Genomic DNA, 23,963 nt, shown 5'->3' on the forward strand with positions numbered 1-23,963 from the left:
TCTCGTGCGAAATTAACAGGGGACGTCTATGAGAAAATACTTTGCAGGCATCGTCGCACTCGCGGCATTGACTTTCGCTAGCAGCGTCAGCGCCGAAACGATCAAGGTGGGCGTCGTCCCAGGAGTGTATGCCGACTCCATCGAGGCACTGGTTCCTGAAGCGAAGGCGAAGGGGCTCGACATCCAGGTTGTCGAATTCACCGACTGGACGACGCCGAACATAGCCCTGCAGTCGGGCGATATCGACGTGAACTATTTCCAGCATCAGCCGTTTCTGGACAACGCCATCAAGGAGCGTGGATACGACTTCAAGAGCGCCGGTATCGGCGTGCTCGCCAACATCGGCCTTTATTCCCTCAAGCATAAGAGCTTCGACGAGATCCCGGACAAGGGCACCGTTGCGATCGCCAACGACCCCGTGAACCAGGGACGCGGCCTTCTTCTCCTGCAGAAGGCGGGCCTTCTGAAGCTCAAGGATGGCGTCGGATTCAAGGGGACGCTTGACGACATCATCGACAATCCGAAGCACCTCACGTTCAACGAGGTCGAAGGGCCGCAGCTCTCCCGCGTGACCGCAGACGTCGATCTCGCGCAGGGCTACCCGCACTTCATCGTCGCATCGAAGGCGTTCAATCCGAGCTCGGGATTGCTCTATTCCGGCGTTGACGACAAGCAGTTCGCAATCGTCTTCGCAGTGCAGTCGGCGAAGGTCGACGATGCCGGGATCAAGGAACTGGTCGATCTCTATCAGAAATCGGACGCCGTGAGGGGCGCGATCGACAAGGCGTTCGCCTCGGACCCCAAGCTCTATACGCTGCCATGGGTACATTGAACGCAACGGTACGACGCAAGTCCGAAGCAGAAGGCGACAAGCCGCAGGCTCCGGCAATCGCAACAGTCCCGGTGGAGCACGCTCTTCCGGGACAAAATGTCGGCACAGTATCGTTCACTGATGTCGAGAAGCGCTACAAGTCGTCGGCAGGCGAGGTGCACGCGCTTCGCGGTATTTCCGTCGATGTGCCTGCCGGATCGATCTACGGCATCATCGGTCGGAGCGGCGCAGGCAAATCGAGCCTTCTTCGCACGATCAACCGCCTGGAACGGCCGACTGGCGGACGTGTGACGGTGGACGGCGTCGATGTCTCGTCGCTCGACGAAAACGGGCTTGTTGGGCTTCGCCGCAGGATCGGAATGATCTTCCAGCACTTCAACCTCCTGTCGTCGAAGTCCGTCTGGGGCAATGTCGCGTTCCCACTGATCGTCGCGGGCGTTCCGAAGCGCCAAATCGAAGAGCGTGTCGCGGAGGTTCTGTCGCTCGTCGGGCTCGAGGGCAAGGAAAAGACCTACCCGTCGCGGCTGTCGGGCGGACAGAAGCAACGGGTCGGCATCGCGCGGGCACTCGTTCACCGGCCGGAGATCCTGCTCTGCGACGAGGCCACGTCCGCACTTGATCCGGAAACGACTCTTTCGATACTTGCGCTTCTCAAGGACATCAACCGCCGGCTCAATCTGACGATCATTCTCATCACGCACGAGATGAGCGTCATTCGTGAGATCTGTGACCAGGTTTTGGTCCTCGACGAGGGAAGCGTTGCGGAAACCGGCCCTGTCTGGCAGGTCTTTGGAAATCCGACCCATCCGGCAACCCGGGCATTGCTCCAACCATTGAACCGCGACATCCCTGAAGACGTCCAAGTCGACTTCGCGGTCAGCCGGATCGAGAGACAAGGCGAACGATCATGGAACTGTCTTACACTGGACTGGGCGGCTTGGAGCCAGACGTCGCAGCGATCGCCAATGCACTGGGTACGTCGACGCGGGTCCTGCAGAGTTCGCTCGACCGCATTCAGGGACATGTGAGTGGTCGCCTGCTCATTTCCATCAACGGGGCGACAACGACGGTGCCCAAGGGTCTCGAAAATCTCGCTCATCAAGTCAGGATACTCGGCTATGTCGGCGATGATGTATGAGCGCCTGTGGCAGGCGTTGCTCGACACGATTGTGATGGTCGGTGTCTCCTCGCTGATCGCATTTGCGGCAGGCATTCCGCTTGCAGTGTTTCTGGTACTTGCCCAGCCCGGCGGGCTGATCGAGGCTCCGAAAACCCAGCGCGTTCTGGCAGCGATCATCAACGGCTTTCGCGCCACGCCGTTCATCGTGCTACTCGTCGCGCTGCTGCCGCTCACCCGGCTGATCACGGGGACGACATCATCTGCTCGCCCACGGCCTTTACCTTTCCGCCGCCGGCGGTTTTGATGTAATAGAGCACGTTCGGCGTATCGTGCATGGCGGCGTCCACTCGACCGGTCTGAAGTTCCATGTAGGCGTTGTCGACATTGGGGAACTGGCGCAGTTCCGTGTCCTTGAAGTTCGCCTTGGCGTAGTCGGCGGCAGAGGTGCCGGTCTTGATTGCGAGCGTCTTGCCTTTCAGGTCGGCTGGGCCGACAATTTTGCTGTCTGCAGGTACCATCAGCAGGAAACCGCTATCGTAATAGCCGTCGGAGAAATCGATGACCTTCTTGCGCTCGTCCTTGATGGTGATGCCGGCGAGGCCAACATCGACCTGCTTGGTCTGGAGTGCAGGGATGATACCGTTGAAGTCCATCGGCTGAAGCGTGTAGGTCACGCCGATATCCTTGGCGACCGCATCCCACAGGTCGATATCGAAGCCTACATATTTGTCGCCTTGTTTGAATTCGAACGGCACGAAGGCGGTATCGGTGGCCACGACGAGGTCTTTCGCCTGAGCGGCACCCTGTACGCAAATGTAGAACGCTTTATTGATCTTGTCGCATTGAAAATTTGCGTGGCGATTTCGCGTGGAAATCAGCCTCTGCCCCAATTTTGTGCCTTCGTCGTACCCATCACCTCCGTAGGTAGACAAAGATCATGGCGAAAAAACCATATGGCAGAATGACTTAGGATGCACGGGAAGCACGTGCGGACGAACCCTCGTCAAGCCGATTGATTAAACACGATGCGATCTGCTGAAATATGAAACACATGAACCGCATGATGCAAAATCGCAACATCTGTTTCAAAACTCAAGAAAAGCTCAATTGTCCCTGATGTTTCGGAAGGGTTTCGGGGGGCTTGGCTCCCAGCCCGCCGAGGGCGAACAGCCTTGCTATGACCGGTTTCGCTGTCCTGCAGCGCGAGGCATGAAAAATCCAAATAATGGGCGCAACTGGTGCTCCGCCATCAGCGCGTGACGATCGCCGCCGCCAGTTGCCGTGATGAGGATCGGTTTCGACTTGAGCTCATGGGGGGCGATGAGATCGATCAGATGCTTGAACAGGCCAGGATATGTACCCTTATAGGTTGGAGCACCGACGATCAAAATATCGGCGTCGACAATCTCCTCGATGACATGCTGTGCCTTGTCATCGAGTTCTTTGCGCCAGAAGAGAAGTACCGAGCGATGGCCCGACATCAATCATGTCGTAAGTCACCCTATCAAAGCCGTAGCGATCGCTTGCGCGTCCGGCGACATGCTGCACGAGCGCTGTGGTTTTGGAAGGCCGACTAAAGCTTCCAGATATCGCGGCGATCCTAGGGGTTCCCATATCTTTCCTTTCTGTCGGTTTGCGGGGCCGCATGCCCGCTCAGTGCTGCCCTTTCGGTAATGACGGGATAGAATTCGCCAATATCTCGCGTGCCTGGGGAATGGCCATCGATCGCAAGCCTCGCTGCTGCCCGCTGGAAGGCTGCGTTGATAGGTGCTGCGACGCCGTGAATTCTTCCTAGCCGGACGATTTCGCCGTTCAGATAATCGACCTCGCTTGAGGTGCCGCGGGTGAAGCTTTGCCAGGTCGATTGCTGGCCGGGCTTGATGCCGCTCTCTGGCGCGACGCGCCAGGACGAGATGTCGATCGTCCACTCCGAGGGGGCTGCCGGATCGTAACCGGCAGCAATGAGAACGGCGCGTGCCTCTTGGGCCAACCTGGCTGCGGCCTCTGAGCGAAGCTCGGGAGAACCTGCGAAAAGCTCGACCGCATTGGTAACGTTATGTTCGAGCTTGGCTGCCTTCCATCGCCGGATGTCGGGGCGTGCTTCGGCGAGGTAGCCCGCCTTTGCAAGATCGGCGACGATCGACACGGCCGTGTCGTCGAGCCCTTCGGGATAGCGGCCAAGGGCGACGATGCCGACATTTGGCTCGCCTCCGACGACGACCTCGCCGGTGACGGTGTAGCACGCCGGAATGCGGATACTGGCCGCATAGACACGATCGAAGCGCCGCAGCGCGATATCTTCCGCGGCGAGCCCGTTTTGCAATGTTACGAGAGGCAGTTCCGATGCAGAGCCTTTACCCTCGACCTGCCGCCAGGCCCAGAATTTCGTGGCCGACTCGACATCCTGTGCCTTGACCGCAAGGACAAGAATATCACCCGGGCGAAGCGTTGGCGGCGAAGCTGTGTCGGCGGTCTTGAGCCGGAGCACACTGTGTGCGCCCGCCCGTCGATACGAGAGACCGTGAGCGGCGATATGGGCAATCTGGGCGCCGCGTCCAACGAGCACATAGGGAATGCCATGCGTTTCGAACTCGGCAGCAAGGCTCGCGCCGACCGCGCCGGCACCGATGATGATGTAGCGTGTCATGATCAGGCCGTCTTCAATACGGTGAGACTGGCCGGAGGCGCCAATGGCGCGTCCCTTTCGCTCTTCCAACGTTCGAAGGCGGCGCGCCCGAGAATGGAAATGGATGTGTCTTCCTGCGGCGCATGGACGAGCACCGACTGAATGTCCCGGAAATGGCGTTCCAGTCCCAGTTCGTTCCCGAGGCCGGGATTACCAATGCCGCGCACGGCGATCTGTACCGCGTCGCGCAGCTGCCGGCCCGCAAGCAGCCGGGCCCGTATGTGCTTTTCGGCCTCGGCTTGCTTGTCCTTCAGGGCATCGAAAATGATCTGCCGGGCGCCGGAGACGAGGAGGTCGATTTCACCGGAAAGCGTCACGAAGCGTTCGGTACGAGCGATCGGATGGCCGAGGTTTGTTGGAACACGCTCGTGGGCAAAACGGATGAACGCCTCCTGTGCCGCTTCGGCCACCCCCAGATAGAGCGCGGTCAGCGCCAACGTGATTGCTGCGTGGGCACGGTTGTCCTGCTGGGCAACGGATGGATCGACGAGATCGATGACATTTTCCAGCGGGATTTCCACATCGGTATATTCGACATCGTGAGAGCCGGAGGCACGCATGCCAAGGCTGTTCCAGTTCTCGATCACGCGAATGCCCGGAAGCTTGTTCGGAACGACGAATGTTCCCACCTGGGCGGGTGTTTCATCGGTGTGTGCCCAGACCAGGAAATGGGTCAGTCCGTGCGCGCCGGTGACGAAGCGCTTGCGGCCGGTGATCGACCAGCCGGTGGCGGTACGGCGAGCGACCGTCGCCGGCAGGCCGCCACGGGCGGGTGAGCCGAGCTCGGGCTCGACACGCGCCGCGTTGAGAAGCAGCGGACGCTGCTTGGCCTGCGCGAGCAGGCTCGTATAGAGATCCTCCGGCCAATGGCTTTTTGTTGCCTGGCCGAGATGGCTAAAGATCGTCATTGCGCTGATGAGCGCGACCGACGGATCACCCCGCCCGAGCGCCGCAAGGATCGTCGCGACCTCGTATAGGGTTGCGCCGGCGCCACCATATCTCTCCGCGACGGTGCTTTCGAGCAGGCCGCTTTGATGAACCGCGCGGATACCGACCCATGGGAAGTCCCCGGTCCGGTCCGCCTCCGGGGCAGCGTCCGCAAGAGCACGCGTTGTCGCCTTCAGCAGGCCTGGATCGAAAGGCGTGTCATGGGCGATCATCAAGCCGCGGCCTTTTTCTTTGCGTCTTCCCGTTCGCGTATGCCCTCACGCACCAGCGGCAGGATGTGGCGGCCGTAGTCGACGGCGTCGTTGAAGTTGTCGTAGCCGCGGATAGAGATCAGGTCGGCGCCGAGATCGATATAGTCGAGGATCGAATCGGCGATCGTGCGCGGCGATCCGACAAGCGCGGTAGTTGCCCCGGAGGCATTGGTCGCAGTAACCGTCGGATACCATAGGGCGCGATCATGGACGTCGCCGCGTGCGGCAATGTCGAGAAGCCGCTGCGATCCGACATTGGCGGGGCGAGGGGCGGTGGGCGGCGCGCGATGAAGGCCCTTTTCCCGGTTTTCCTTAAGGCGATCGAGGACCCGGTGAGCTTTTTCCCAAGCCAGTTCGTCGGTCTCCGCGACGATCGGACGGAAGGTCACCCAGATTCGAGGCCGGTCGGTCCTACCGGCCTTTGCCGCCTCGGCATAGATCCGCTCGATCTGCTGCTTGGTTTCCGCCAGAGGCTCGCCCCACAGTCCGAAGATGTCGCAGAGAGAGCCGCCAATGCGGTAGGCGGCGTCCGATGATCCGCCGAGCGAGATCGGGATCAGTCCGTGCGTCGGGCGAACGGCACTGCGGAATTGCTTGAATTGGTAGTATTTGCCGTCGAAATCAAAGGGCTCCGTTGAGCTCCATGCAAGCCGCAGGATACGGATATATTCCTCCTGCCGCTCGTAGCGCTGCTCCTTGTCGAGGAAGTCGCCCTCGCGCGCCTGTTCCTCGTCGCTGCCGCCGGCTATGAAGTGGACGACCACGCGCCCGCCGCTCAACTGGTCAAGTGTGGCAAGCGATTTGGCCGCGACCGTCGGATAGATGGTATTAGGCCTGAGCGCGACGATGATCTTGATGTTCTTCGTATGCGCAAGGACGGTGGCGCCAATGGTGAATGGGTCGAAGGAGGAGGACGAGTAGGGGATCAGCGTATAGTTGAAGCCGTAGTCATCGAGCGCGCGTGCATAGCGCTCGAGATAGCTGGGATCCACCGGAGCGTCCGGGATGGGATTGAGATCGTTCGAGGCGTTGGGAAAGCTAACGCTGATGAATTCCGCGGACATGGGAGCTCCTCTGATTGTCGAATGTTGGACAAAAGTTAGGCGGCAGCTAAGAAGTAAGGAAGACAGGTCTTTCTATTTCCATTGAAACTATAGAAAATATTCCCTAATCGCTCCCGCGGAAGATCTGGCCGGGCGGCGGCCTTACCAGTCGGGCGACCAACCGAGGCTTGGAGCGACGGTTTCAGTAAGATCGGTGAGCAGCCGGATGTTCTCGGCAAGGTCGAAGGCAGGCGGCAGAAAGAGGACGACTTCGTCGGCCGCGGCAAGGCCGGGATCACTGAGCACCGCTTCCATGACCTGGTCCGGCGTGCCGTGGAAGACCGGTGAGATCTGGCTTCCTGGCGGCTGATTGGTCCGCGAGCTCGGCTCAAGCGCGCCCTTCGGCCGCGATGCCGCAATGCCTTGGGTGCGACGCTCGAGATCATAGGCGGCGTATTTTTCGCGAAGGTCCGGCGTGGTGCCGACCAGGATTGACGCTGCCACAGCAACAGGCGGCGGCTCGCTTGTCCGTTCCCTCCGCCAGGTGGCTCGGAAAGCCTCGATGCAGCGCGCCTGATAATCTGCGAAGCTCTCACCTTCGGCGTGATCATGCTGTACGGTTCCCGCTATCAGCCCGATGCCGAGTTCGGCGGCTTGTATCGCCGATCCAAGGCTGGCGGAGCCCTGTCTGATGCGCGAGCGAAGGGTCGGACTATGCGGCGTCACCCTCAGTTGGCTGCCCTCCGCGGCACCCTGGCCGGGTCCTGTGATGGTGTGCAGAACTTCGCCTGCGATCGCGGAAAGAAAACGGGCCTGACGGCGCTTGGCTTCCGTCCGGGCATCGGTATCGACCGTGCCGAAGACGGCATCGAAGGCGGCGTTGGAGCCGGTCGAGATCGCCAGTTCCAGCCGGCCGCCGATCAGGAGATCTGTCGTGCCTGCGGCTTCCGCCAGCAGGATGGGGTCCTGATAGCGCATCGGAATGACGGCCGAACCGAGGACGATATGGCTGGTGTGTTGGCCGGCTGCGGCAAAGAAGGGGAGCGGTGAGGACAGATAATGGTCGAAATGGCGCTGATAGGCCCAGCCCGACTGGTAGCCCAGACGTTCGGCCGCCTTGAAAAGTTCGATGCCCTCCCGCAAGCCGTGGGCAGGCCCGGTCTCGTCGTTGAACGAGACGCGCGTGTTGAAGCCAAGCCGCTTCTTCGGACGGAATGACGCGGACGGCGCCGCGGCGGGGGCGATGACGGTCATGCAATCTTTTCCTTGTCGAAGATCGGCCGGTGCTGCGGGGGTTGGGTGCGTGTGAAACGTGCGGCACCCGAAGGGATCGATTCCAACAGCGAGCGCGTATAGGCCTGGCGGGGGGTGTCGAAGATCTCACCCACGGTGCCATGCTCGACGATGCGTCCGCGCTGCATGACCGAGACCGTGTGGGCAAGCTGGCGCACGAGCGCCAGATCATGCGACACGAAAATATAGGTAAGGCCGAGCTTGACCTGCAGCGACAGCAGTACCTCGACAATATCGGCCTGAACGCTGACGTCGAGCGCGGAGGTAGGCTCGTCAAGCACGATCACGTCAGGTTTCAGGACAAGCGAGCGGGCAATGGCGACGCGCTGGCGCTGGCCGCCAGACAAGGCGGCGGGCTTGCGGGACAGGAGATGCTCTCCCAGCCCGACGTTTGCGAACGCCCTGCGCACCGCAAGTGCCCGCTCCTGATGGGTCCCGATCTTGAAGCGGTCCAGCGGCTCGCGCACGAGCCTCTCGACGTTCCAGGTCGGATCAAGCGATGTGAAGGGGTTCTGGTAGACGAGCTGCAGGTGCCGCCAGACAGAGCGCAGCTGTTCGGGTGATCGACCGTTGACCTGTTCGCCGCCAACAGTGATCTTCCCGGCGTCGGGCTGCTCAAGCCCGAGCAGAAGCCGGATCGCCGTTGTCTTTCCGGATCCGGATTCACCGACCAGCGCATGCGTCGTTCCCGCCTGAACGTCGAACGAGACGTCGTTGACGGCGGTCAGCACCTTGCCGTCGACGGTGAAGGTCTTCGTTACGCCGCTGACCTCGATCTTCGGTGTCCTTTCACGCGGGGCGCCAAGATGCCGGAAACCGGGCTCTCGCAACGGCCGGTACCGGTTCGGGTTGAGTGCCGGCACGTCGCCGTGAAGTTTTCTGGCGTAAGAGGAGGAAGGCGCGGAGAATATCGTAGCGGTACTGCCAGCCTCCTGGACGATGCCGTCCTTGAGGACCACGATGGAATCCGCGCGCTCGGCTGCGATCGCCAGGTCGTGGGTGATCAGGAGAAGACTGATCTGCAGTTCCTCCTGCAACTTCGACAACAGGTCGAGAATCCGCTTTTGGATCGTCACATCGAGCGCGGAGGTCGGCTCGTCTGCGACCAGCAGCGACGGCCGCGGCAGAACGGCGAGCCCGATCAGCACGCGCTGGAGCATGCCGCCGGAAAGTTGATGCGGATAGGAGTCGTAGACGCGCTGGGGATTGTCGAGCCCGACCTGTGCGAATGTCTCAAGAACGAGTGCCTTGCGAAGCACCTTGTCCGTTTCGTCGAGCAGTGCGGCCGCTTCCATCGCCTGCGCGCCGATGGTGCGGACCGGGTTCAAGGAGTTGCCGGGGTCCTGCGGCACGAAACCGATCCTGCGTCCCCTGAATGGACGGAAGCGGCGCTCCGGAAGCCCCAGAAGCTCCTGGCCCTCGAATTCGACGCGGCCCGTGGCATGTCCCGCTGCGGGAAGCAGTCGCAGGACGGCGCGGGCGATGGTCGATTTTCCCGATCCGGATTCGCCGATCAGCGCGAGACCTTTGCCGCGTCCAAGCTCGAAGCCGACATTGCTGACGACCCTATGGGTACTGTAGGCGACCGACAATCCTTCGGCCCGCAGCAGCGGGGTCGATGGGCGGTTTGAAAGCATGGTCAGTCTGTCTTGCGGAGCCATCGGCTGATCCTGTTTACAGAGAGGACGGTTGCGATCGTGACGAGGGCCGGGGCATAAACCAGCCAGGGCCATTTGAGGTAATCCTTGCCGATCGAGATCAGCAGACCCCAGTCGGAGGCCGGCGGCGGATCGCCGTAGCCAAGGAAGGCGAGGCTGGCGATCACCAGGATGGAATCGCCAAACTGCAGGACGGCAAGCGGCAGCACCGATCGCGATGCGTTCGGAAGCACGTGACGCCACAGAATGTGCCAGCGCGAGCCACCGAGGAGGAAGGACGATTCGACGAATGTGGCCTGTCGGGTCTTGATGACTTCGGAGCGCATCACCCGGGCAAACAGCGCAACGGCTGAGATGCCGGTCGCGATTGCCGCATTGGTCGTGTCGAAACCGATTGCGGTGACGACGATGACCGCCAGCAGGAATTTGGGGATGGCCAGCAACACATCGACGAGCCGGGCAAAGACCGTGTCCACCCAGCCGCCGAAGAAGCCGGCCAGCAGTCCGATAATTCCGCCGGCGACGACGCCGATGACGACTGCAATCAGTGCGCTCGCCACCGAAGAAGCCGTGCCATAGACGACGCGTGTATAGAGGTCGCGGCCGAGATGGTCAGTACCGAACCAGTGTGCCGCACTTGGGCCGAGCAGCTTTTGAGCGGGAGTGCCGTTCACCGGATCGTAATGGGTAAACAGGCTGGGCGCCAAAGACCAGCCGATCGCCAGAGCAACGACCAGAAACGAAAGGATGACGACGGGCGGCACGCGCAGGCCCGTCAGACGGCTGAGCGCGGTCGTGCGGGGGGTGGAGGAAACAGAGGCAAGTGTCATGGGGTCAGCCCCTTGGAGATGGGGAGAGAGCTGTCGTCGGCAGTCGTCGGACGGCGGTCTTGCCCGCCGAGAAGTTTGACGCGCGGATCGAGCAGCGGATAGGTAAGGTCGGCGATCAGGTTGACGACCACGAAGACCACTGCGGCGAGCGAGACGACGGCTTGCAGGACCGGCAGGTCCTGCGTGCTGACCGACCGCTGCACCAGGCTGCCGAGCCCGTTTCGGCCAAACACCGTCTCGGTTATCAGCGAGCCCCCGAGCAATTCGCCGATCGTCAAAGCGACGACCGTGATGACCGGAAGCGATGAGGGCTTGAGCAGGTGCATGACGAAGAGACGCATCTGGCCGAGCCCGCGTCCACGTGCGACGGCGGCATAATCCTGGCTGGATTCATGGTCGAGATTGGCAATCAGGACTTCGGCGATCTGTGCCGAGATCGGAATGCCGAGGGCGATCGCCGCGAAAAGCGTTGCCCAGAAACTGTCGGGCTGGATGACGCGAAAGACGCCGAGCTGAAAGCCGAAGAGATGGATCAGCACCAGGCCGATCACGAAGTTCGGAACCGACAGGAACAGGGACGGGAAGCCGCGGAGCAGTCCCTGGCCAAGCCGCCGGGGCAGAAATTGCGTGCCGTAGGCGATGATTGCCGCCAGGAACAGCGCAACCGCGAGCCCCGCCGAGGCAAGCACGAGTGTCGACGGCAGAACCTCCGCGATCAGCGTTGCCACCGGCCGGTTAGTTCGCATCGACAGACCAAGATCGCCAGTCATGAAGCCGGAAAAGGCGTTCCAGAGCTGCACGGGGACCGGCTTGTCCAATCCCTGCGCGGCGATGATCTCCTTGATCTCATCCGGGGTGAAGCCGTTCTGCGGGTTGTTCAGGACGTTGGTAATCGGATCGCCGGGCAGGATGCTGACGACGACAAAGGTGAAGACATAAGACAACAGGATCACGACGATCGCTTGCAGGAGCCGCTTTCCGGCATACACGAAATAGGCTTTTCTCATGCCCATCACCTCTGTGTCTGTTGAACGGCCGGACTATTCGCTTTTCGTGGCGGTGTAGTAGCTGGCATAGGCGACGCCGTTGTAGACCGCTCCCTTGAGCTTAGGCGACTGCACATAGATGCGCTGGACGATCTGTGTCCGCGGAATGAAATAACCCTGGTCGAGGACGTATGTCTGCAACTCATCGAGCAGCGGTTTGCGGGCTTCGATGGAGCCGGCGCCGGCGATCTTGTCGCGCAGGTCGTTGAGGGTCTTGTCGCTCTCGTCGAGCGCGAACCAGTTCTCGCCATTGTTGGCATTCGTCAGGATGCTGGCGACGGTGCCGGCGTCGATGAAGGAGCGCGTCACCTCATATGCCGGTACGCCCGCGCCGCCATACTTTACCTTCTGCCCGAAGGTGACGACGTCATAGGCACGGATATCGACCTTCCAGCCGATCTTGCCGAGCTGCTGGGCAATCAGTTCGTCGATCGATTTCGATGTCGCGAGGTAGGGGTTGGAATTCAACGTCAGCGACAGCGGCTTGCCATCCTTGACGCGAATGCCGTCCGTTCCCTTCTTCCAGCCTGCCTCGTCGAGAAGCTTCTCTGCCTTTTCAGGATTGTAGGCAAGCAGCGGGCTCTGGTCGGTCGCACCCGGAACGTTGCTCTGGATGAACGACGTCGCAAGCTTCCAGTCGGGCGTATAGACCGTGTCGATGATCTCCTGGCGATTGATGCCAGCCTGAAGTGCTTGGCGAACCCTCACGTCGTCATAGGGCGCAAGCTTGGTGTTGATCGCCCAGCCGTTGACGAAGCCGAGATAGCGAGGCGTCGCTACCGTGAGGCCTTCCGACTTGAGAGACTCGAGCTCCTGCGGCGATGCGTTGTAGGCAACGTCGGCCTGCCCGGACTGGACGGCCGCGACGCGCAGCGACGGTTCCGAGACGAGCTTGTAGGTGATCGTATCGAGATGGGCGGGACCGGTCTGGCCGACCGCGGCAGGACCCCAGTTGTAATCCTTGCGCTTGGCAAGCTTGACGTAGTCGCCTTCCTTCCAGGACTCGACGACATAAGGCCCGCTGCCGGAGGTCCTGCTCAGGTCCGCTTGGGCGCTTGCCGGCGAGGCGATGGTCTTCGGGGAGATGAGGATAGAGCCGTGATAGCCGAGTGTCGGGATGAAGCCGAGGGTCGGCTTCTTGAAGAAAACCTTCACGGTCGTCGCATCGACGGCTTCGGCATGATCATAGGTCTTGGGGAACAGGCCGATCGGGTTGATGCCCTCGCTCTTGCGTCCGGCATACCAGATGTCGAGATTGGCAACGACGGCTGCTGCATCGAGCGGGCTCCCGTCGGAGAAGGTCACGCCGGTCTTCAGATGCAGGGTGAATTCCGTCGCATTGTCATTCTGCTCCCAGCGCTCGGCGATCCACGGGCTTACCTTGCCGTCGGCATCGACATAAAGAAGCTTGTCGGTGACATGGCCCCAGATATGGCCCTGAAAGCTTGAGATCGCGCTGTTGTTGGGAATCCAGGTGTCGCCCAGCGAATCGATCAGGAAGACGACATCTCCGCCATCATGCGCGCCGTCCTCAGCCAATGCCGGGGTTACATTCGCTGTTGCGACCAGGGCGGCAAATGCCAGCGCAGAGGTGGCGGTCAGCAGACGACGCCGGGAAAGAAGAAGGCGAGGAGAACGGTCGTTCATGAAGCAGTCCTGTTTGGTTGCCGGGCTAATGACGAACAGGAGCCTATGTGAGCGGATCGGTTTCGAGAAAGACTGGTTGTTCTTTTTCCATCAAATTTGTAGATTATTTTGTCAGCGCGATCTGAAGCACGAGGATCAGGATTTCCGCCGGTCGAGTGCCGGGCGAGTGGGATTGCGTGACGACGGTCTATCCGACGATAAACGTCATTCCATCGAGAATGCGTACGGGCGGCGGTTCACCGGTAAAGCGCTCGACATCGACCTTCGTCAGCTGGCCCGTCGAGCCTTGGGAAAGCTGCGATGTGCCGGCGTCACGGGTGAGGATGTTCGGATTTCCATGAACGCACATGGCCATCGCAGCTTCAGCGTTATCGGGCTCGAACCATGCGCCGGTGGCAAGCTGCATGACACCCGGTCTTACATCCCTACTGATGACAGCGGCGGCGAGGCAACTGCCGCGGGCGTTGAACAGCCTGACGATATCGCGGTCCGAAATGCCACGCTCTGCGGCATCGGCAGGGTGGATGCGCAGCGGTTCCCGGCCGCCGATCTTGGTGGAACGGCTGAAGTCACCATAGTCCAGCTGGCTGTGAAGGCGCGAGTGGGGCTGGTTGCAGACGAGATAAAGAGGATAGGGACCTTCCGCCGCCTCCGTCTTCGGGTCCGGTCCATACCAACGTGGATGGCCGCGGCAATCGTCATAACCAAAGCTCTCGATTGTTTCGGAGAAAATTTCGATCTTGCCCGATGGCGTCGGCAACGGATGGGCGTTCGGATCGGCCCGGAATGCGCGCGCAGGCCCGCCGTCGTCGGGTCTTACCGGTAGCAGCAGCTCTCCCTTTTCCCAGAACGTTTCGAAGTCCGGCGCCGGATGACCGGCTGCGACGAGGGCTGTTCGCGTGGTCTCGAAGAGGAAAGCGAGCCACTCACGGCTTGACCGGTTTTCGGTGAATTCAGCGCGCTTGCCGAGGCGCTCTGCAATATCAGCGAATATCTCGTAGTCGGAGCGTGCTTCGCCGACCGGTTCAATCAGCTTCTTCATCGCGATCATCATCGGATCGCGGTCGGCCGCACCGATATCGTCGCGCTCGAGCGTCGTGGTTGCGGGCAGGACGATATCGGCGTGGCGTGCAGACGACGTCCAGGCCGTCTCGTGCACGATAATCGTCTCCGGCTTCTTGAACGCCTGGCGAAGCCTGTTGAGATCCTGATGGTGGTGGAACGGATTGCCGCCGGCCCAATAGACGAGGCGGATGTCAGGATAATGCAGGGCCTGACCATTGTAATGGAACGGTTCGCCCGGGTTCAGAAGCATGTCGGCGATCCGTGCGACGGGAATGAAATCCGGCACCGGATTGTGAAACTGCTTGAGCGTCGGCAGGGGCACGGCATGCTGGCTTTTGCCGATATTGCCGAGCGCACCAAGCGAATAGGAAAAGCCGCCGCCATCCAGGCCGATCTGGCCGAGCATGGCCGCCAGTACGATCCCCATCCAGACCGGCTGCTCGCCGTAATCGGCGCGCTGCAGCGAATGGCTGACGGTGATCAGCGTTCGGGCATTCGCCATGCTGCGCGCCAAATCCACGATCGTCTCGGCGGCGATACCGCAGATGCCGGCTGCCCATTGCGGGCTCTTCTCGATGCCATCCTCGCGTCCCAGCAGATAGGCCTCAAGGCGTGGATAGCCTGTCGTATAGCGGTCGAGAAATTCCCGATCGTGCCGTCCCTCGCTGATGAGCACGAAGGCGATCGCCAGCATGAGCGCGACATCCGTTCCCGGGATGACCGGCAGCCATTCGGCCTCGAGATCACCTGCAATGTCATCCTTGAGCGGGCTGATGAGGACGAAACGCGCGCCGCGCGCACGGGCGCTGCTCAGCGCCGGGCGTACGACGTGCCGGCTGATGCCGCCGCCGTGGACATCGGTATTCTTCACCGCCATGCCGCCGAAGGCGACGATCAGCTCGCTGCTGCGCTCTATCGCTTCCCAGGTAACGCTCTTTCGGTCGAAGGTATCGTAAGGACCGAGCACATGCGGAATGATGACCATCGCCGCGCCCGAACTGTAGGTATTGACCGATCTGACATATCCGCCGAGCACGTTGAGGAAGCGGTGGATCTGGCTTTGCGCATGATGAAACCGCCCTGCGCTGGACCAGCCGTACGAGCCGCCGAAAATGGCCTGCGGTCCGGCTTCGGCGTGAACACGGCGAAGCTCGTTGGCGACAAGATCGAGCGCTTCGGGCCAGCTGACCTCGACATAACCGTCGCTCCCACGTTTTCCGGCATTATCAGGCCGGCCTTCAAGCCAGCCGCGCCTGACGGCCGGGCGCCGGATGCGGGCGGGGCTATGAGCGATTGCGGACAGGTTGCCGAGCAGGGGCGATGGATGCGGGTCGGCGGGATGGGGACGGATTTCGAGGACGTCGCCCCGGTACCGTCCGTAGAATGCGCCCCAATGAGAGCTGTGGGGTTTGAAGCCGTCCATCGCAGCGTCTCCCGTGAACGAGGGTGGAAAGATCGGCAATCCTCACCCAGGCAGGATCTTGCCGGGGTTCATGATGCCCTCGGATCGCCGGCGTGGGATGGATTCGCCACGGCCATGCTGGTCACGCAACGCGTGCGAGGTCGATAAGCGGTTATCGAATCTTGCTGTAGTTGGACCGATAGCTCGGGGGATAGGATGCCCATCTTTCACGTCCTTTTCCGTGCTGACCGTGACAGCCGGAATCGCGCTATGCCGTCACGATCAGGCATCGATGCGGGTTGGCCGGTACCAAGTCTCACAGACGCGCCGTCAGACGGCGATCTTCTCGCCATTCAGGTGGCGCTCAAGGAAGGGCAGGCTATCCTGCCCCCAGTAGAGCTCATTTTCGTAGCGAAACGTCGGGAGACCGAAGACGCCGGCGGCCCTGGCGATCTCGATGTTGGATCGCCAGATCGACTGGATGGCCTCGGTCTTCGCGCGTTCTTCCAGCTTCGCACCGTTGAAGCCGACGGAATGGGCGATCGCCTGACGCACCTCGCTCCGGCCGATATCCGCCGCTTCGGCCCAGAATGCCGTCTGCAGCGCGCGGGTTAGTTTTAGCCAATCCAAACGATCCTCGATGGCCGCAATGACCATGAAGCCCGCGGGAGTCGGGTCCGAAAGGGCGGCGCGATTTTCGAAATTGAGCGTCTTGCCGCGCAAAGCCGCCCAGCGTTTCAGGTCTTTCATCCAGTAGGCGCGCCGAACCTCGGGCCTGTTGCGGGAATAGATACCGCCGTTCTCTTCGATTACGGAAATGACGTGCGGGCGGATCAACATGTCGTGCGCTTGTGCAAGATCTGTAAACGCATCGAGGCCGATGAAGGACCAGGGCGAGCCGATGCCGAAGAAATAGTCAATTACCTTTGTCATGCTATGCCTTTTCAGCGTTTTTGATCGAAGAAACCGCGACGTCAAATACAAAAAGCGCGCAGTCTCTGGCGGTCAGAACAGCCTGGGGATCGCGGCCGACGGCGACTGTCGCGAGTGCTCCCTCGTAGAGAAGGCAAAGATGGGCGGCCGGCTGGACTGCTTCTACGCCTGCTCTCGTCATGAGCGAGGCAAACAAATGACGCACCGTTGCTTTGTGGTTGCGCGCGACGGCAACGACGCGTTCTGAATCGCCATGCTCGGCGACCGCAAGCGCAAATGCGCACCCTCGAAATTCAGGGCTATCTGCTTTTTCATGCAGACGCTCGAAGATCAGGTTGAGCTGATCTCGCGGATTTGCTGCCTCGGCGAAGACGGCGTCCAAAGAGCGGATTACCCGCTCATGGCGATCCTTAAGATAGGCCGCGACGAGATGATCCTTGGATGGAAAATGCCGGTAGAGCGTTGCCTTGGCGACCTTGGTCTCATCGATGATGCGATCGATGCCCACAGCGCGGATACCCTCTCGATAGAAAAGCGCGCCGGCAGACGCAAGAATGTGATCTGAAATGGAGGCTTTCATGGAATTGCTACGGGGCCTTCTCGAAACAGCGCGCTGACATGCGAGTGCAGCGAGGGAGATTTCTATGCCCTCCGACCATTAAGAGAAAGACAGGTCATTCCGCTTGAATGGGTCGCTGGAAATATTTTTGCTCCGACACATGGCGTTGGTGCATGGCTCAAGGAGTGGCCGGATTCCAGTCCATGATCCCGTGGCTATGTCGTAGGCGGCTTGCACCGGACAGATTTCGGGCGTTCGGATGCCAGCATCCGGTTAAGCACGGTGCAGCCAATGGCGACTTCCGTCTGCTGCGTGCGGAAGGATCGTGGCCGCAGTCGATGCCCGACAATCGCGGTCTCAACCAGCGAACGCTTGCCGTGGCAGGTCGCAGCTTGCCATTTCATCCGTCCGCCCGTGTTGATCGCCGCGATGTGCCGGTCTCGTTGACTGGCGGTTTCTGTATCGGAGCAGTTGATCGCATTGTTGCGCGGCGGAATGACGACGACAGCATCGGCGCCGTGCTTGATGACGTCGTTGTAGGTCGGCTTCCCACCATAGGCACCATCGGGCGTGATTTGGCGGATCGGAGTGTCGATTTGGCCGAGCAGCGGTTCGACTTGCGAGCCGTTGCCGGTGTCTTGGTCGGTCATGACGTGGGCGATGATCTCGCCGCTGTCGGCATCCAGTGCAAGGTGCAGTTTGCGCCAGGTCCGTCGGGAGTTGGTGTCGTGCTTTTCCTCCAGCCACTGGCCAGCGCCGTAGACCTCGGCCCCGGTGCTGTCAATGAGGACGTGAACGGGCTCATTTCTCGAAACCGGGCGGCTTTGCCGCCGATCAGACGATCGCCACAAACTTGCCCTCCGGCTCAGCGTGGCATGATGGGGAACGGCGAGATCTAGCCCCGTCAATTGCAGCACCGAAGTCAGCGAACCTTCCATCTGGCGCAGCCGCAAGCTGAATACGAGGGCCAAGGTCAGGGCAGTCTCAATCGGCAGGCACGAGTAGCGTGGCTGGCCGCCACGCATTGTTCTCTTCGGCGCCGGCCGGGATGACAGCGCCGCTGGCGTCATCCAAAGCGTCAGGCTGCCGCGCCGGCGTGGATCGGCCTCCTATTCCGACCAATTGGTCAACTTGAATTTCATCTTGCCAATATGGTGACGGCGGGCGGAATGGTGTTTGTAGGGCATGGACGAAAATCATGGCGTCCGTTGGCGATCCCGCCCGCCTATCGGCAAACCATTGGAATTTGATCCATGCACCAACGCTCATCGTCAGCGAATAGCGCTGACGATGTCCATGAAGCGCTTGACGCGGGCGGGCTCGACCTTGTTCCAAGTATTGCCCTCATATTTGAAATGCGTGCCGATGACGACGCCGCTGGCGCAGGAGAGGATGTCGGTGACATTGTCCTTGTTGACGCCTGTATTGGCGAAAACGGGAACATCCCTCACGGCTTCGCAGACCTTGCGCAAGCCGGACTGATCGACCGGCTGCCCGGTCAGCGGACCGGACACAAGGATGGCGTCGGCCAGCGATGAGAAGACCGCGCTCTTTGCGCGCAGTTCGATCGGGCGCTGGTCGAGCGAATGGGCGAATTCGGCATTGATGTTGAACAGCATCTTCATGTCGGTGCGGCCGAGCTTGGCGCGCAGCCGCGCCGGCGTCGCGCAATCCGGGGCCCAGATACCCATGTCGGAGGCGAAGACGCCGGTGAAGATCTCGCGCACGAAGCTTGCGCCGGTGGCGGCACCGATGGCGACGCTTGCCGTCGGATCCCAGAGATAATTGACGCCGAAGGGAATCTTGAGTTCCGCCTTCGCAGCCTGGACGATCGCCGTCATTGCAGCGATACCCTCCGGCGGTGCCTTCAACTCGTAAGGCCTGTCATTCTCGTTGCCAAACATGATGGCATCGACGCCGCCTTCCTGCAGCGCGCGAATATCTTCCATCACGTCGTCGATGAGTTTCGAGACGCCGCCTTTCGGATCATAATTCGGCGAACCGGGCAATGCGCCGATATGCGCCATGGCAATGATGACCTTCTTCTTGTCACCAAAAAATTCAAAAACCATCGAAAGCTCCGAAATTGGGCGTTAGGGAAAGCGGGTTTTCACAAACCGGATGCTTCAGGAGGATGCGCCGGCGACCATCACTTCAACCCTGGCGGCTTCAAGCGCTTTTGCCAGTTCTGGCGGCGGCGATGCATTGGTGATCAGCATGTCGAATTGTGACAGCGGGGCGATATGAACGAGCGACATGCAATCGAATTTCGATGCGTCGCAGAGAACGACCTTCTTCGTCGAGCGGCGGAGATAGACGCGCTTCATCTCCGTATCATCGAAGGAATAATCATAAATACCGTCTGACGTCAGTCCGGAAACGCCGACAAAGGCGATGTCGAACCAAAGTGCTTCGAACTGGGAAATCGCCGTTGCATTGGAGATCGACAATTCATCGTTTCTCATGCGTCCGCCAGGCAAGTAGACTTCCGCCAGGCCTTCCCCAAGCTGGGTGGCGTTGCGCACGCTGTTGGTGAAAAACTTTACATGCTGCTGGCCGGCGAGCAACCGGGCAAGCAGGAATGTTGTCGTGCCGACATCCAGCGCGATGGTGCGAAGTCCTGAGGCGACCCGCGCTGCCGCTTCCGCAATCAGCCGTTTCGGCAATGCGTTCTTGGCAAGGCGAGCCTGAAAGGTCGGCTCGTTGAGGCGCGAGGTGGTTGCTGAAAGGCCGGGTTCGACAATTGTGGTAAGGTCGGTGCTGACTGCTCCGCCATGGGTGCGGGCAAGCCGTCCTTCCTTCTCCAGTTCCGTCAGGTCGCGCCGCACGGTCATTTCAGACACGCCGAGCTGTGCGGCAATTTCCGTTACGGATACGGCGCCCGTTTCGGCCAGCGCATCCAAAATGAAGGAACGGCGCGTGCGCGCGAGAACTTTCGTTTTTTCGACGGTCAGCGTTTCGGCGTCATGGCCTGTGATCATTGGTCTGTCTTTCATTTAGATAAGCTGAGCGGGTGTTTGCGTTCGCATGCTACCGAAGCTCAGCCTTCCCATTACATAACCAGTGCTTAGCTCAGAAAGCGAACAAATTCAAACATAAATTTCGATTGATTTGTAAGTTTTTGTTGTTATATGATCGCGGTGTTGTTTTGGTCGGAGATATGGCTCGTGGGACATCCGAAGTTTGCGGAACTCGACGGTTTGAAGGCGATCGTTACCGGCGGCGGCAATGGAATAGGCCGTGCAATCGCGCAGGCGCTGGCAAAACAGGGTGTCAAGATCACCATTTGCGACATCAATCTGGAGGCGGCGAACACAGTCGCACAATCGATTGCCGGCCATGCGCTGGAGATTGATGTTCGTTCGCGTTCCTCCGTGGAAAAGACGTTCGAACGAGCCGCGGATCTCATGGGCGGCTACGATATACTGATTGCCAATGCCGGGGTCTCTACGATGCAGCATGCGCTGGAGATCACCGACGAGGAGTGGGACTTCAACTTCGACGTCAACACGCGCGGCATCTTCCTGACGAACCAGATCGCTGCGCGCCGCTTCGTGTCGCAGGGCCAGGGTGTGATTGTCAACACGGCCTCGCTTGCCGCGAAGGTCGGCGCGCCGCTTCTGGCGCATTACTCTGCCAGCAAGTTCGCCGTTCTCGGCTGGACACAGGCGCTTGCCCGCGAACTGGCCTCGAAAGGCATCCGCGTCAATGCCGTCTGCCCGGGCTTCGTCAAGACCGGCATGCAGGAGCGCGAGATCGATTGGGAAGCCAAATTGCGCGGCGTCAGCCCCGAGCGCGTCGTTGAAGACTATATCGCCCAGACGCCGCTCGGGCGGCTGGAAACACCCGAAGATGTCGCCGATGTCGTCGTTTTCCTCTGCTCGAATTCCGCCCGTTTCATGACCGGTCAGGGCGTCAATGTCACCGGCGGCGTCTATATGACCTGACAGGCCAGCCGACCGCCCAAGCCGCATCATATCGGAGAGAGCATGGCATCCATCGTCTTTGAGGGAGTGGAAAAGCGTTATCCGGACGGATATGCGGCAATCCAGCACCTCGATCTCACCATCGAGGATGGTGAGTTTCTGGTTCTAGTCGGCCCAAGCGGCTGTGGTAAGTCGACCGCGCTGCGAATGATTGCGGGTCTCGAGGATATCACTTCGGGTCGCCTGTTGGTTGGCGATACGCTCGCCAACGGCCTTGCGCCCCGTGACCGCGACATCGCGATGGTCTTTCAATCCTACGCGCTTTATCCGCATATGACCGTTGCCGAGAATATCGGCTTCGGCCTTTCCGTGCGCGGCGTCGACAAGACGGAAATCGATCGCAAGGTCAGGGAAACGGCCAAGCTTCTCGAACTCGACGCCTATCTCGGCCGCAAGCCGGGGCAGCTTTCCGGCGGTCAGCGACAGCGCGTGGCGATGGGCCGGGCGCTGGTGCGCGCGCCCAAGGCGTTTCTGATGGACGAACCTTTGAGCAATCTCGACGCACGGCTGCGCGGCCAGATGCGGGCCGAAATCGCCCGGCTGCAGAAGTTGAGCGGCATTACCACCGTCTATGTCACGCATGACCAGATCGAGGCGATGACCATGGGTGACCGCGTCGCCGTGATGCGCGCCGGCGTTTTGCAGCAGCTCGGCACGCCGCGCGCGCTTTACGACACGCCCGCCAATCTCTTCGTTGCCGGTTTCATCGGCACGCCGTCGATGAACTTCCTGAAAGCCACGCTGGCGGGCAGTGAGGGCGGTCTGGCTGCTGCCGCCGGAGGGTTCACTCTGCCGGTGCCAGAGCCTGTCATTGCCGCGCGTCCGGCGCTTGCGCGTCATGTCGGCAAGGAGATCATTGTCGGCGTTCGGGCCGAGGCGTTGAGCACCGCGGATGCTGTTGATCCGAGTTTCGGGCGCATGGAAGGAACGGTTGCCTTCATGGAGGATTTCGGCGCCACGAAACTTATCCATCTCGAGATTGGCGGGGCCGGCAAGCTGGAGGAGGTGACGGCGGAGGCAGACGAAGTTTCGCTTTCCGGCCCTCGATTGCGTGCCTCCGTGCCGGCAACACTTCCGCTTCGCGTTGGCGAGACGATCGCCCTGTCGGTCAACCCGGCAGAACTGCATTTCTTCGACGCAGCGACTGAAAACGCGATCCGCGACTGAAAGGTTCTTTCGCCATGCCCGTGTTCATCGGCATCGATATCGGGACGACCTCGACGATCGCGGTAGCGATGTCGGAAACCGGAAAACCGTTGGCCTCGGCCTCGCGCCCCTCGCATTTGTCCTCGCCGCATCCCGGTTTTGCCGAGGCCGACCCTGGGCAATGGTGGGCGAACACGCAGGTCGTGGTGCGGGACATGATCACGCGCTTGCCTGAGGGATGCGAACTCGCCGGCGTCTGCGTCACCGGAATGTTGCCGGCTGTGGTGCTGCTCGATCGCCAGCGCCGCGTCCTGCGTGCGAGCATCCAGCAGAGCGATGCGCGTTGCGGGGCGGAAGTCGAAGCCATGAAAGCGGCGTTGGACGAGGCGCGCTTCCTCAGCCGCACCGGCCAGGGCCTGACCCAGCAATTGGTCGCCCCGAAACTGCAATGGCTCAAGGCGCATGAGCCGGATGTCTATGGCCGGATCGCCCATGTCCTCGGCTCCTATGATTTCATCAACATGCACCTGACCGGGCGCCTGACGGTCGAGCGCAACTGGGCGCTCGAAGCGGGATTCATCGATCTTGACGATCACCGGATTGCGGACGACCTCGTGGTGCTGTCGGGACTTCGCCCCGGCGCCCTGCCGGAGCTCGTCGCATCGCATGAGGTCATCGGCGCGGTGACGGCAGACGCGGCGCAACTGACCGGCCTGCCGGAAGGCCTGCCCGTCTTCGGCGGAGCCGCCGACCATATCGCCTCCGCGCTAGCGGCTGGCCTGACGCAGGCCGGCGATGTCCTCCTCAAATTTGGTGGGGCAGGCGATATCATCGCCATTGCCGGCAGGCCGGAGCCAGATCGTCAACTTTTTCTGGATTACCATCTCGTCCCCGGCCTTTATGCGCCGAACGGCTGCATGGCCTCCTCCGGCTCGCTTCTCAGATGGCTTGCCGCCCTCATCGGTGGCTCGGAAGGTGACGATGTTTTAAAGCAGCTCGACCAGGAAGCGGCGGCCGTGCCTGCCGGCGCGGACGGCGTGCGTGCACTGCCTTATTTTCTCGGCGAGAAGACGCCGATTCATGACCCGCTGGCGCGCGGTACGTTCACCGGCCTCAGTCTCGGTCATACGCGCGGCCATATATGGCGCGCGGCGTTGGAGGCGATTGCCTGCGGCTTCCGCCATCATCTCGATGTTCTTTCGGAAACGGGGCGCCCGGCAACACGGCTGATCGCCTCCGACGGGGGAAGCCGAAGCCGTATCTGGATGCAGATCGTCGCCGATATCTGCGGCCAGCCGATCCATGTCTTGTCGGATGCCTTCGGCTCGTCGATTGGTGCGGCCTGGGTGACGGCGGCCGGATCAGGCGTGGCGGCATGGGGGGATGTCGCGGCCTCCGTGCGCTTTGGCGCGGTGCTGCAGCCTTCGCCCGAAGGTGTCGCCGCCGGCGACCGGATCTATGCCGACTACCGCGATCTCTACCGGTCGCTGAAACCCTTCTTCGCGCGTGGAGACTAGC

General features: G+C 61.0%; 18 protein-coding genes and 4 pseudogenes. 6 read left to right on the forward strand and 16 right to left on the reverse strand.

The window, feature by feature from the left end; translation table 11 throughout:
• Window positions 1–28: 28 nt before the first annotated feature.
• From JJQ51_RS00540 to JJQ51_RS00550, 3 genes and pseudogenes are all read left to right on the forward strand, one after another.
• The gene (locus JJQ51_RS00540; RefSeq protein WP_269244129.1) at window positions 29–832 is read left to right on the forward strand and encodes a MetQ/NlpA family ABC transporter substrate-binding protein; all 804 of its coding nucleotides are present in this window, start codon (window positions 29–31) and stop codon (window positions 830–832) included.
• Window positions 820–1,970, forward strand: a pseudogene (locus JJQ51_RS00545) (methionine ABC transporter ATP-binding protein). The gene JJQ51_RS00540 and the pseudogene JJQ51_RS00545 overlap by 13 nt, the downstream one beginning before the upstream one ends.
• Window positions 1,951–2,208: pseudogene (locus JJQ51_RS00550) on the forward strand (ABC transporter permease); the annotation flags it as partial. The pseudogenes JJQ51_RS00545 and JJQ51_RS00550, both read left to right, overlap by 20 nt.
• On the opposite strand, the pseudogene glnH reads toward JJQ51_RS00550, so the two are convergent.
• From glnH to JJQ51_RS00630, 16 genes and pseudogenes are all read right to left on the reverse strand, one after another.
• Window positions 2,204–2,785: pseudogene (gene glnH / locus JJQ51_RS00555) on the reverse strand (glutamine ABC transporter substrate-binding protein GlnH); the annotation flags it as partial. The pseudogenes JJQ51_RS00550 and glnH overlap by 5 nt on opposite strands.
• A 375-nt stretch (window positions 2,786–3,160) precedes the next feature.
• A pseudogene (locus JJQ51_RS00560) lies at window positions 3,161–3,566 on the reverse strand (NAD(P)H-dependent oxidoreductase); the annotation flags it as partial.
• Window positions 3,553–4,599, reverse strand: a complete 1,047-nt coding sequence (locus JJQ51_RS00565; protein ID WP_269244131.1) for a ketopantoate reductase family protein — start codon at window positions 4,597–4,599, stop codon at window positions 3,553–3,555. The pseudogene JJQ51_RS00560 and the gene JJQ51_RS00565, both read right to left, overlap by 14 nt.
• Before the next feature lie 2 nt (window positions 4,600–4,601).
• On the reverse strand, window positions 4,602–5,798 hold the full coding sequence (locus JJQ51_RS00570) for an acyl-CoA dehydrogenase family protein (RefSeq protein ID WP_152094337.1): 1,197 nt from the start codon (window positions 5,796–5,798) through the stop codon (window positions 4,602–4,604).
• Window positions 5,798–6,901 carry an LLM class flavin-dependent oxidoreductase gene (locus JJQ51_RS00575; RefSeq protein WP_113396178.1) on the reverse strand — a complete coding sequence of 368 codons (1,104 nt, stop codon included), beginning with the start codon at window positions 6,899–6,901 and terminating at the stop codon, window positions 5,798–5,800. The genes JJQ51_RS00570 and JJQ51_RS00575 overlap by 1 nt, the downstream gene beginning before the upstream one ends.
• Window positions 6,902–7,042: 141 nt before the next feature.
• Complete coding sequence (locus tag JJQ51_RS00580; RefSeq protein ID WP_113396177.1) at window positions 7,043–8,134, reverse strand: LLM class flavin-dependent oxidoreductase; 1,092 nt, start codon at window positions 8,132–8,134, stop codon at window positions 7,043–7,045.
• On the reverse strand, window positions 8,131–9,834 hold the full coding sequence (locus JJQ51_RS00585) for an ABC transporter ATP-binding protein (protein ID WP_269244132.1): 1,704 nt from the start codon (window positions 9,832–9,834) through the stop codon (window positions 8,131–8,133). The genes JJQ51_RS00580 and JJQ51_RS00585 overlap by 4 nt, the downstream gene beginning before the upstream one ends.
• A complete protein-coding gene (locus tag JJQ51_RS00590; RefSeq protein ID WP_113352285.1) occupies window positions 9,813–10,661 on the reverse strand; it encodes an ABC transporter permease in 849 nt (282 codons plus the stop codon). The genes JJQ51_RS00585 and JJQ51_RS00590 overlap by 22 nt, the downstream gene beginning before the upstream one ends.
• Window positions 10,658–11,668, reverse strand: a complete 1,011-nt coding sequence (locus JJQ51_RS00595) for an ABC transporter permease (protein ID WP_269244133.1) — start codon at window positions 11,666–11,668, stop codon at window positions 10,658–10,660. The genes JJQ51_RS00590 and JJQ51_RS00595 overlap by 4 nt, the downstream gene beginning before the upstream one ends.
• 33 nt (window positions 11,669–11,701) lie before the next feature.
• Complete coding sequence (locus JJQ51_RS00600; RefSeq protein WP_269244134.1) at window positions 11,702–13,354, reverse strand: ABC transporter substrate-binding protein; 1,653 nt, start codon at window positions 13,352–13,354, stop codon at window positions 11,702–11,704.
• Window positions 13,355–13,541: 187 nt separating this feature from the next.
• On the reverse strand, window positions 13,542–15,842 hold the full coding sequence (locus tag JJQ51_RS00605; RefSeq protein ID WP_269244135.1) for a molybdopterin guanine dinucleotide-containing S/N-oxide reductase: 2,301 nt from the start codon (window positions 15,840–15,842) through the stop codon (window positions 13,542–13,544).
• Window positions 15,843–16,151: 309 nt separating this feature from the next.
• A complete protein-coding gene (locus JJQ51_RS00610) occupies window positions 16,152–16,754 on the reverse strand; it encodes a 2-hydroxychromene-2-carboxylate isomerase (RefSeq protein WP_269244136.1) in 603 nt (200 codons plus the stop codon).
• Between the two features lies 1 nt (window position 16,755).
• The gene (locus JJQ51_RS00615) at window positions 16,756–17,334 is read right to left on the reverse strand and encodes a TetR/AcrR family transcriptional regulator (RefSeq protein ID WP_269244137.1); all 579 of its coding nucleotides are present in this window, start codon (window positions 17,332–17,334) and stop codon (window positions 16,756–16,758) included.
• Window positions 17,335–17,528: 194 nt separating this feature from the next.
• Window positions 17,529–18,395, reverse strand: coding sequence for an IS5 family transposase (locus JJQ51_RS00620; RefSeq protein WP_246661867.1), 867 nt, complete (start codon window positions 18,393–18,395; stop codon window positions 17,529–17,531).
• Window positions 18,396–18,584: 189 nt separating this feature from the next.
• Window positions 18,585–19,385 (reverse strand): BtpA/SgcQ family protein, encoded by an 801-nt coding sequence (locus JJQ51_RS00625; protein ID WP_113352280.1) that lies wholly within the window; start codon window positions 19,383–19,385, stop codon window positions 18,585–18,587.
• 54 nt (window positions 19,386–19,439) lie between these two features.
• A complete protein-coding gene (locus JJQ51_RS00630) occupies window positions 19,440–20,294 on the reverse strand; it encodes a DeoR/GlpR family DNA-binding transcription regulator (RefSeq protein ID WP_113352279.1) in 855 nt (284 codons plus the stop codon).
• Window positions 20,295–20,444: 150 nt separating this feature from the next.
• Between JJQ51_RS00630 and JJQ51_RS00635 the strand changes: the two genes are divergently transcribed.
• From JJQ51_RS00635 to JJQ51_RS00645, 3 genes are read left to right on the forward strand one after another with little or no spacing between them, the layout of a single operon-like run.
• Complete coding sequence (locus JJQ51_RS00635; protein WP_113352278.1) at window positions 20,445–21,260, forward strand: SDR family NAD(P)-dependent oxidoreductase; 816 nt, start codon at window positions 20,445–20,447, stop codon at window positions 21,258–21,260.
• A gap of 42 nt (window positions 21,261–21,302) precedes the next feature.
• Window positions 21,303–22,466, forward strand: coding sequence for an ABC transporter ATP-binding protein (locus JJQ51_RS00640; RefSeq protein ID WP_113352277.1), 1,164 nt, complete (start codon window positions 21,303–21,305; stop codon window positions 22,464–22,466).
• A 14-nt stretch (window positions 22,467–22,480) separates the two neighbouring features.
• Window positions 22,481–23,962: an FGGY-family carbohydrate kinase gene (locus tag JJQ51_RS00645; protein ID WP_113390728.1), complete on the forward strand. Its 1,482-nt coding sequence runs from the start codon at window positions 22,481–22,483 to the stop codon at window positions 23,960–23,962.
• Window position 23,963 lies beyond the last annotated feature (1 nt).

The sequence above is a fragment of the Rhizobium sp. AG207R genome, assembly GCF_027109195.1.
In the GTDB taxonomy this organism is placed as follows: Bacteria; Pseudomonadota; Alphaproteobacteria; order Rhizobiales; family Rhizobiaceae; genus Rhizobium; species Rhizobium dioscoreae.

Coding starts and splice junctions, on each gene's coding strand:
- JJQ51_RS00575 (WP_113396178.1), bottom strand. CDS start 6,901: ATGTCCGCGGAATTCATCAGCGTTAGCTTTCCCAACGCCTCGAACGAT.
- JJQ51_RS00590 (WP_113352285.1), bottom strand. CDS start 10,661: ATGACACTTGCCTCTGTTTCCTCCACCCCCCGCACGACCGCGCTCAGC.
- JJQ51_RS00595 (WP_269244133.1), bottom strand. CDS start 11,668: ATGAGAAAAGCCTATTTCGTGTATGCCGGAAAGCGGCTCCTGCAAGCG.
- JJQ51_RS00625 (WP_113352280.1), bottom strand. CDS start 19,385: ATGGTTTTTGAATTTTTTGGTGACAAGAAGAAGGTCATCATTGCCATG.
- JJQ51_RS00640 (WP_113352277.1), top strand. CDS start 21,303: ATGGCATCCATCGTCTTTGAGGGAGTGGAAAAGCGTTATCCGGACGGA.
- JJQ51_RS00635 (WP_113352278.1), top strand. CDS start 20,445: ATGATCGCGGTGTTGTTTTGGTCGGAGATATGGCTCGTGGGACATCCG.
- JJQ51_RS00610 (WP_269244136.1), bottom strand. CDS start 16,754: ATGACAAAGGTAATTGACTATTTCTTCGGCATCGGCTCGCCCTGGTCC.
- JJQ51_RS00540 (WP_269244129.1), top strand. CDS start 29: ATGAGAAAATACTTTGCAGGCATCGTCGCACTCGCGGCATTGACTTTC.
- JJQ51_RS00605 (WP_269244135.1), bottom strand. CDS start 15,842: ATGGACGGCTTCAAACCCCACAGCTCTCATTGGGGCGCATTCTACGGA.
- JJQ51_RS00630 (WP_113352279.1), bottom strand. CDS start 20,294: ATGATCACAGGCCATGACGCCGAAACGCTGACCGTCGAAAAAACGAAA.
- JJQ51_RS00600 (WP_269244134.1), bottom strand. CDS start 13,354: ATGAACGACCGTTCTCCTCGCCTTCTTCTTTCCCGGCGTCGTCTGCTG.
- JJQ51_RS00570 (WP_152094337.1), bottom strand. CDS start 5,798: ATGATCGCCCATGACACGCCTTTCGATCCAGGCCTGCTGAAGGCGACA.
- JJQ51_RS00645 (WP_113390728.1), top strand. CDS start 22,481: ATGCCCGTGTTCATCGGCATCGATATCGGGACGACCTCGACGATCGCG.
- JJQ51_RS00565 (WP_269244131.1), bottom strand. CDS start 4,599: ATGACACGCTACATCATCATCGGTGCCGGCGCGGTCGGCGCGAGCCTT.
- JJQ51_RS00585 (WP_269244132.1), bottom strand. CDS start 9,834: ATGGCTCCGCAAGACAGACTGACCATGCTTTCAAACCGCCCATCGACC.
- JJQ51_RS00615 (WP_269244137.1), bottom strand. CDS start 17,334: ATGAAAGCCTCCATTTCAGATCACATTCTTGCGTCTGCCGGCGCGCTT.
- JJQ51_RS00580 (WP_113396177.1), bottom strand. CDS start 8,134: ATGACCGTCATCGCCCCCGCCGCGGCGCCGTCCGCGTCATTCCGTCCG.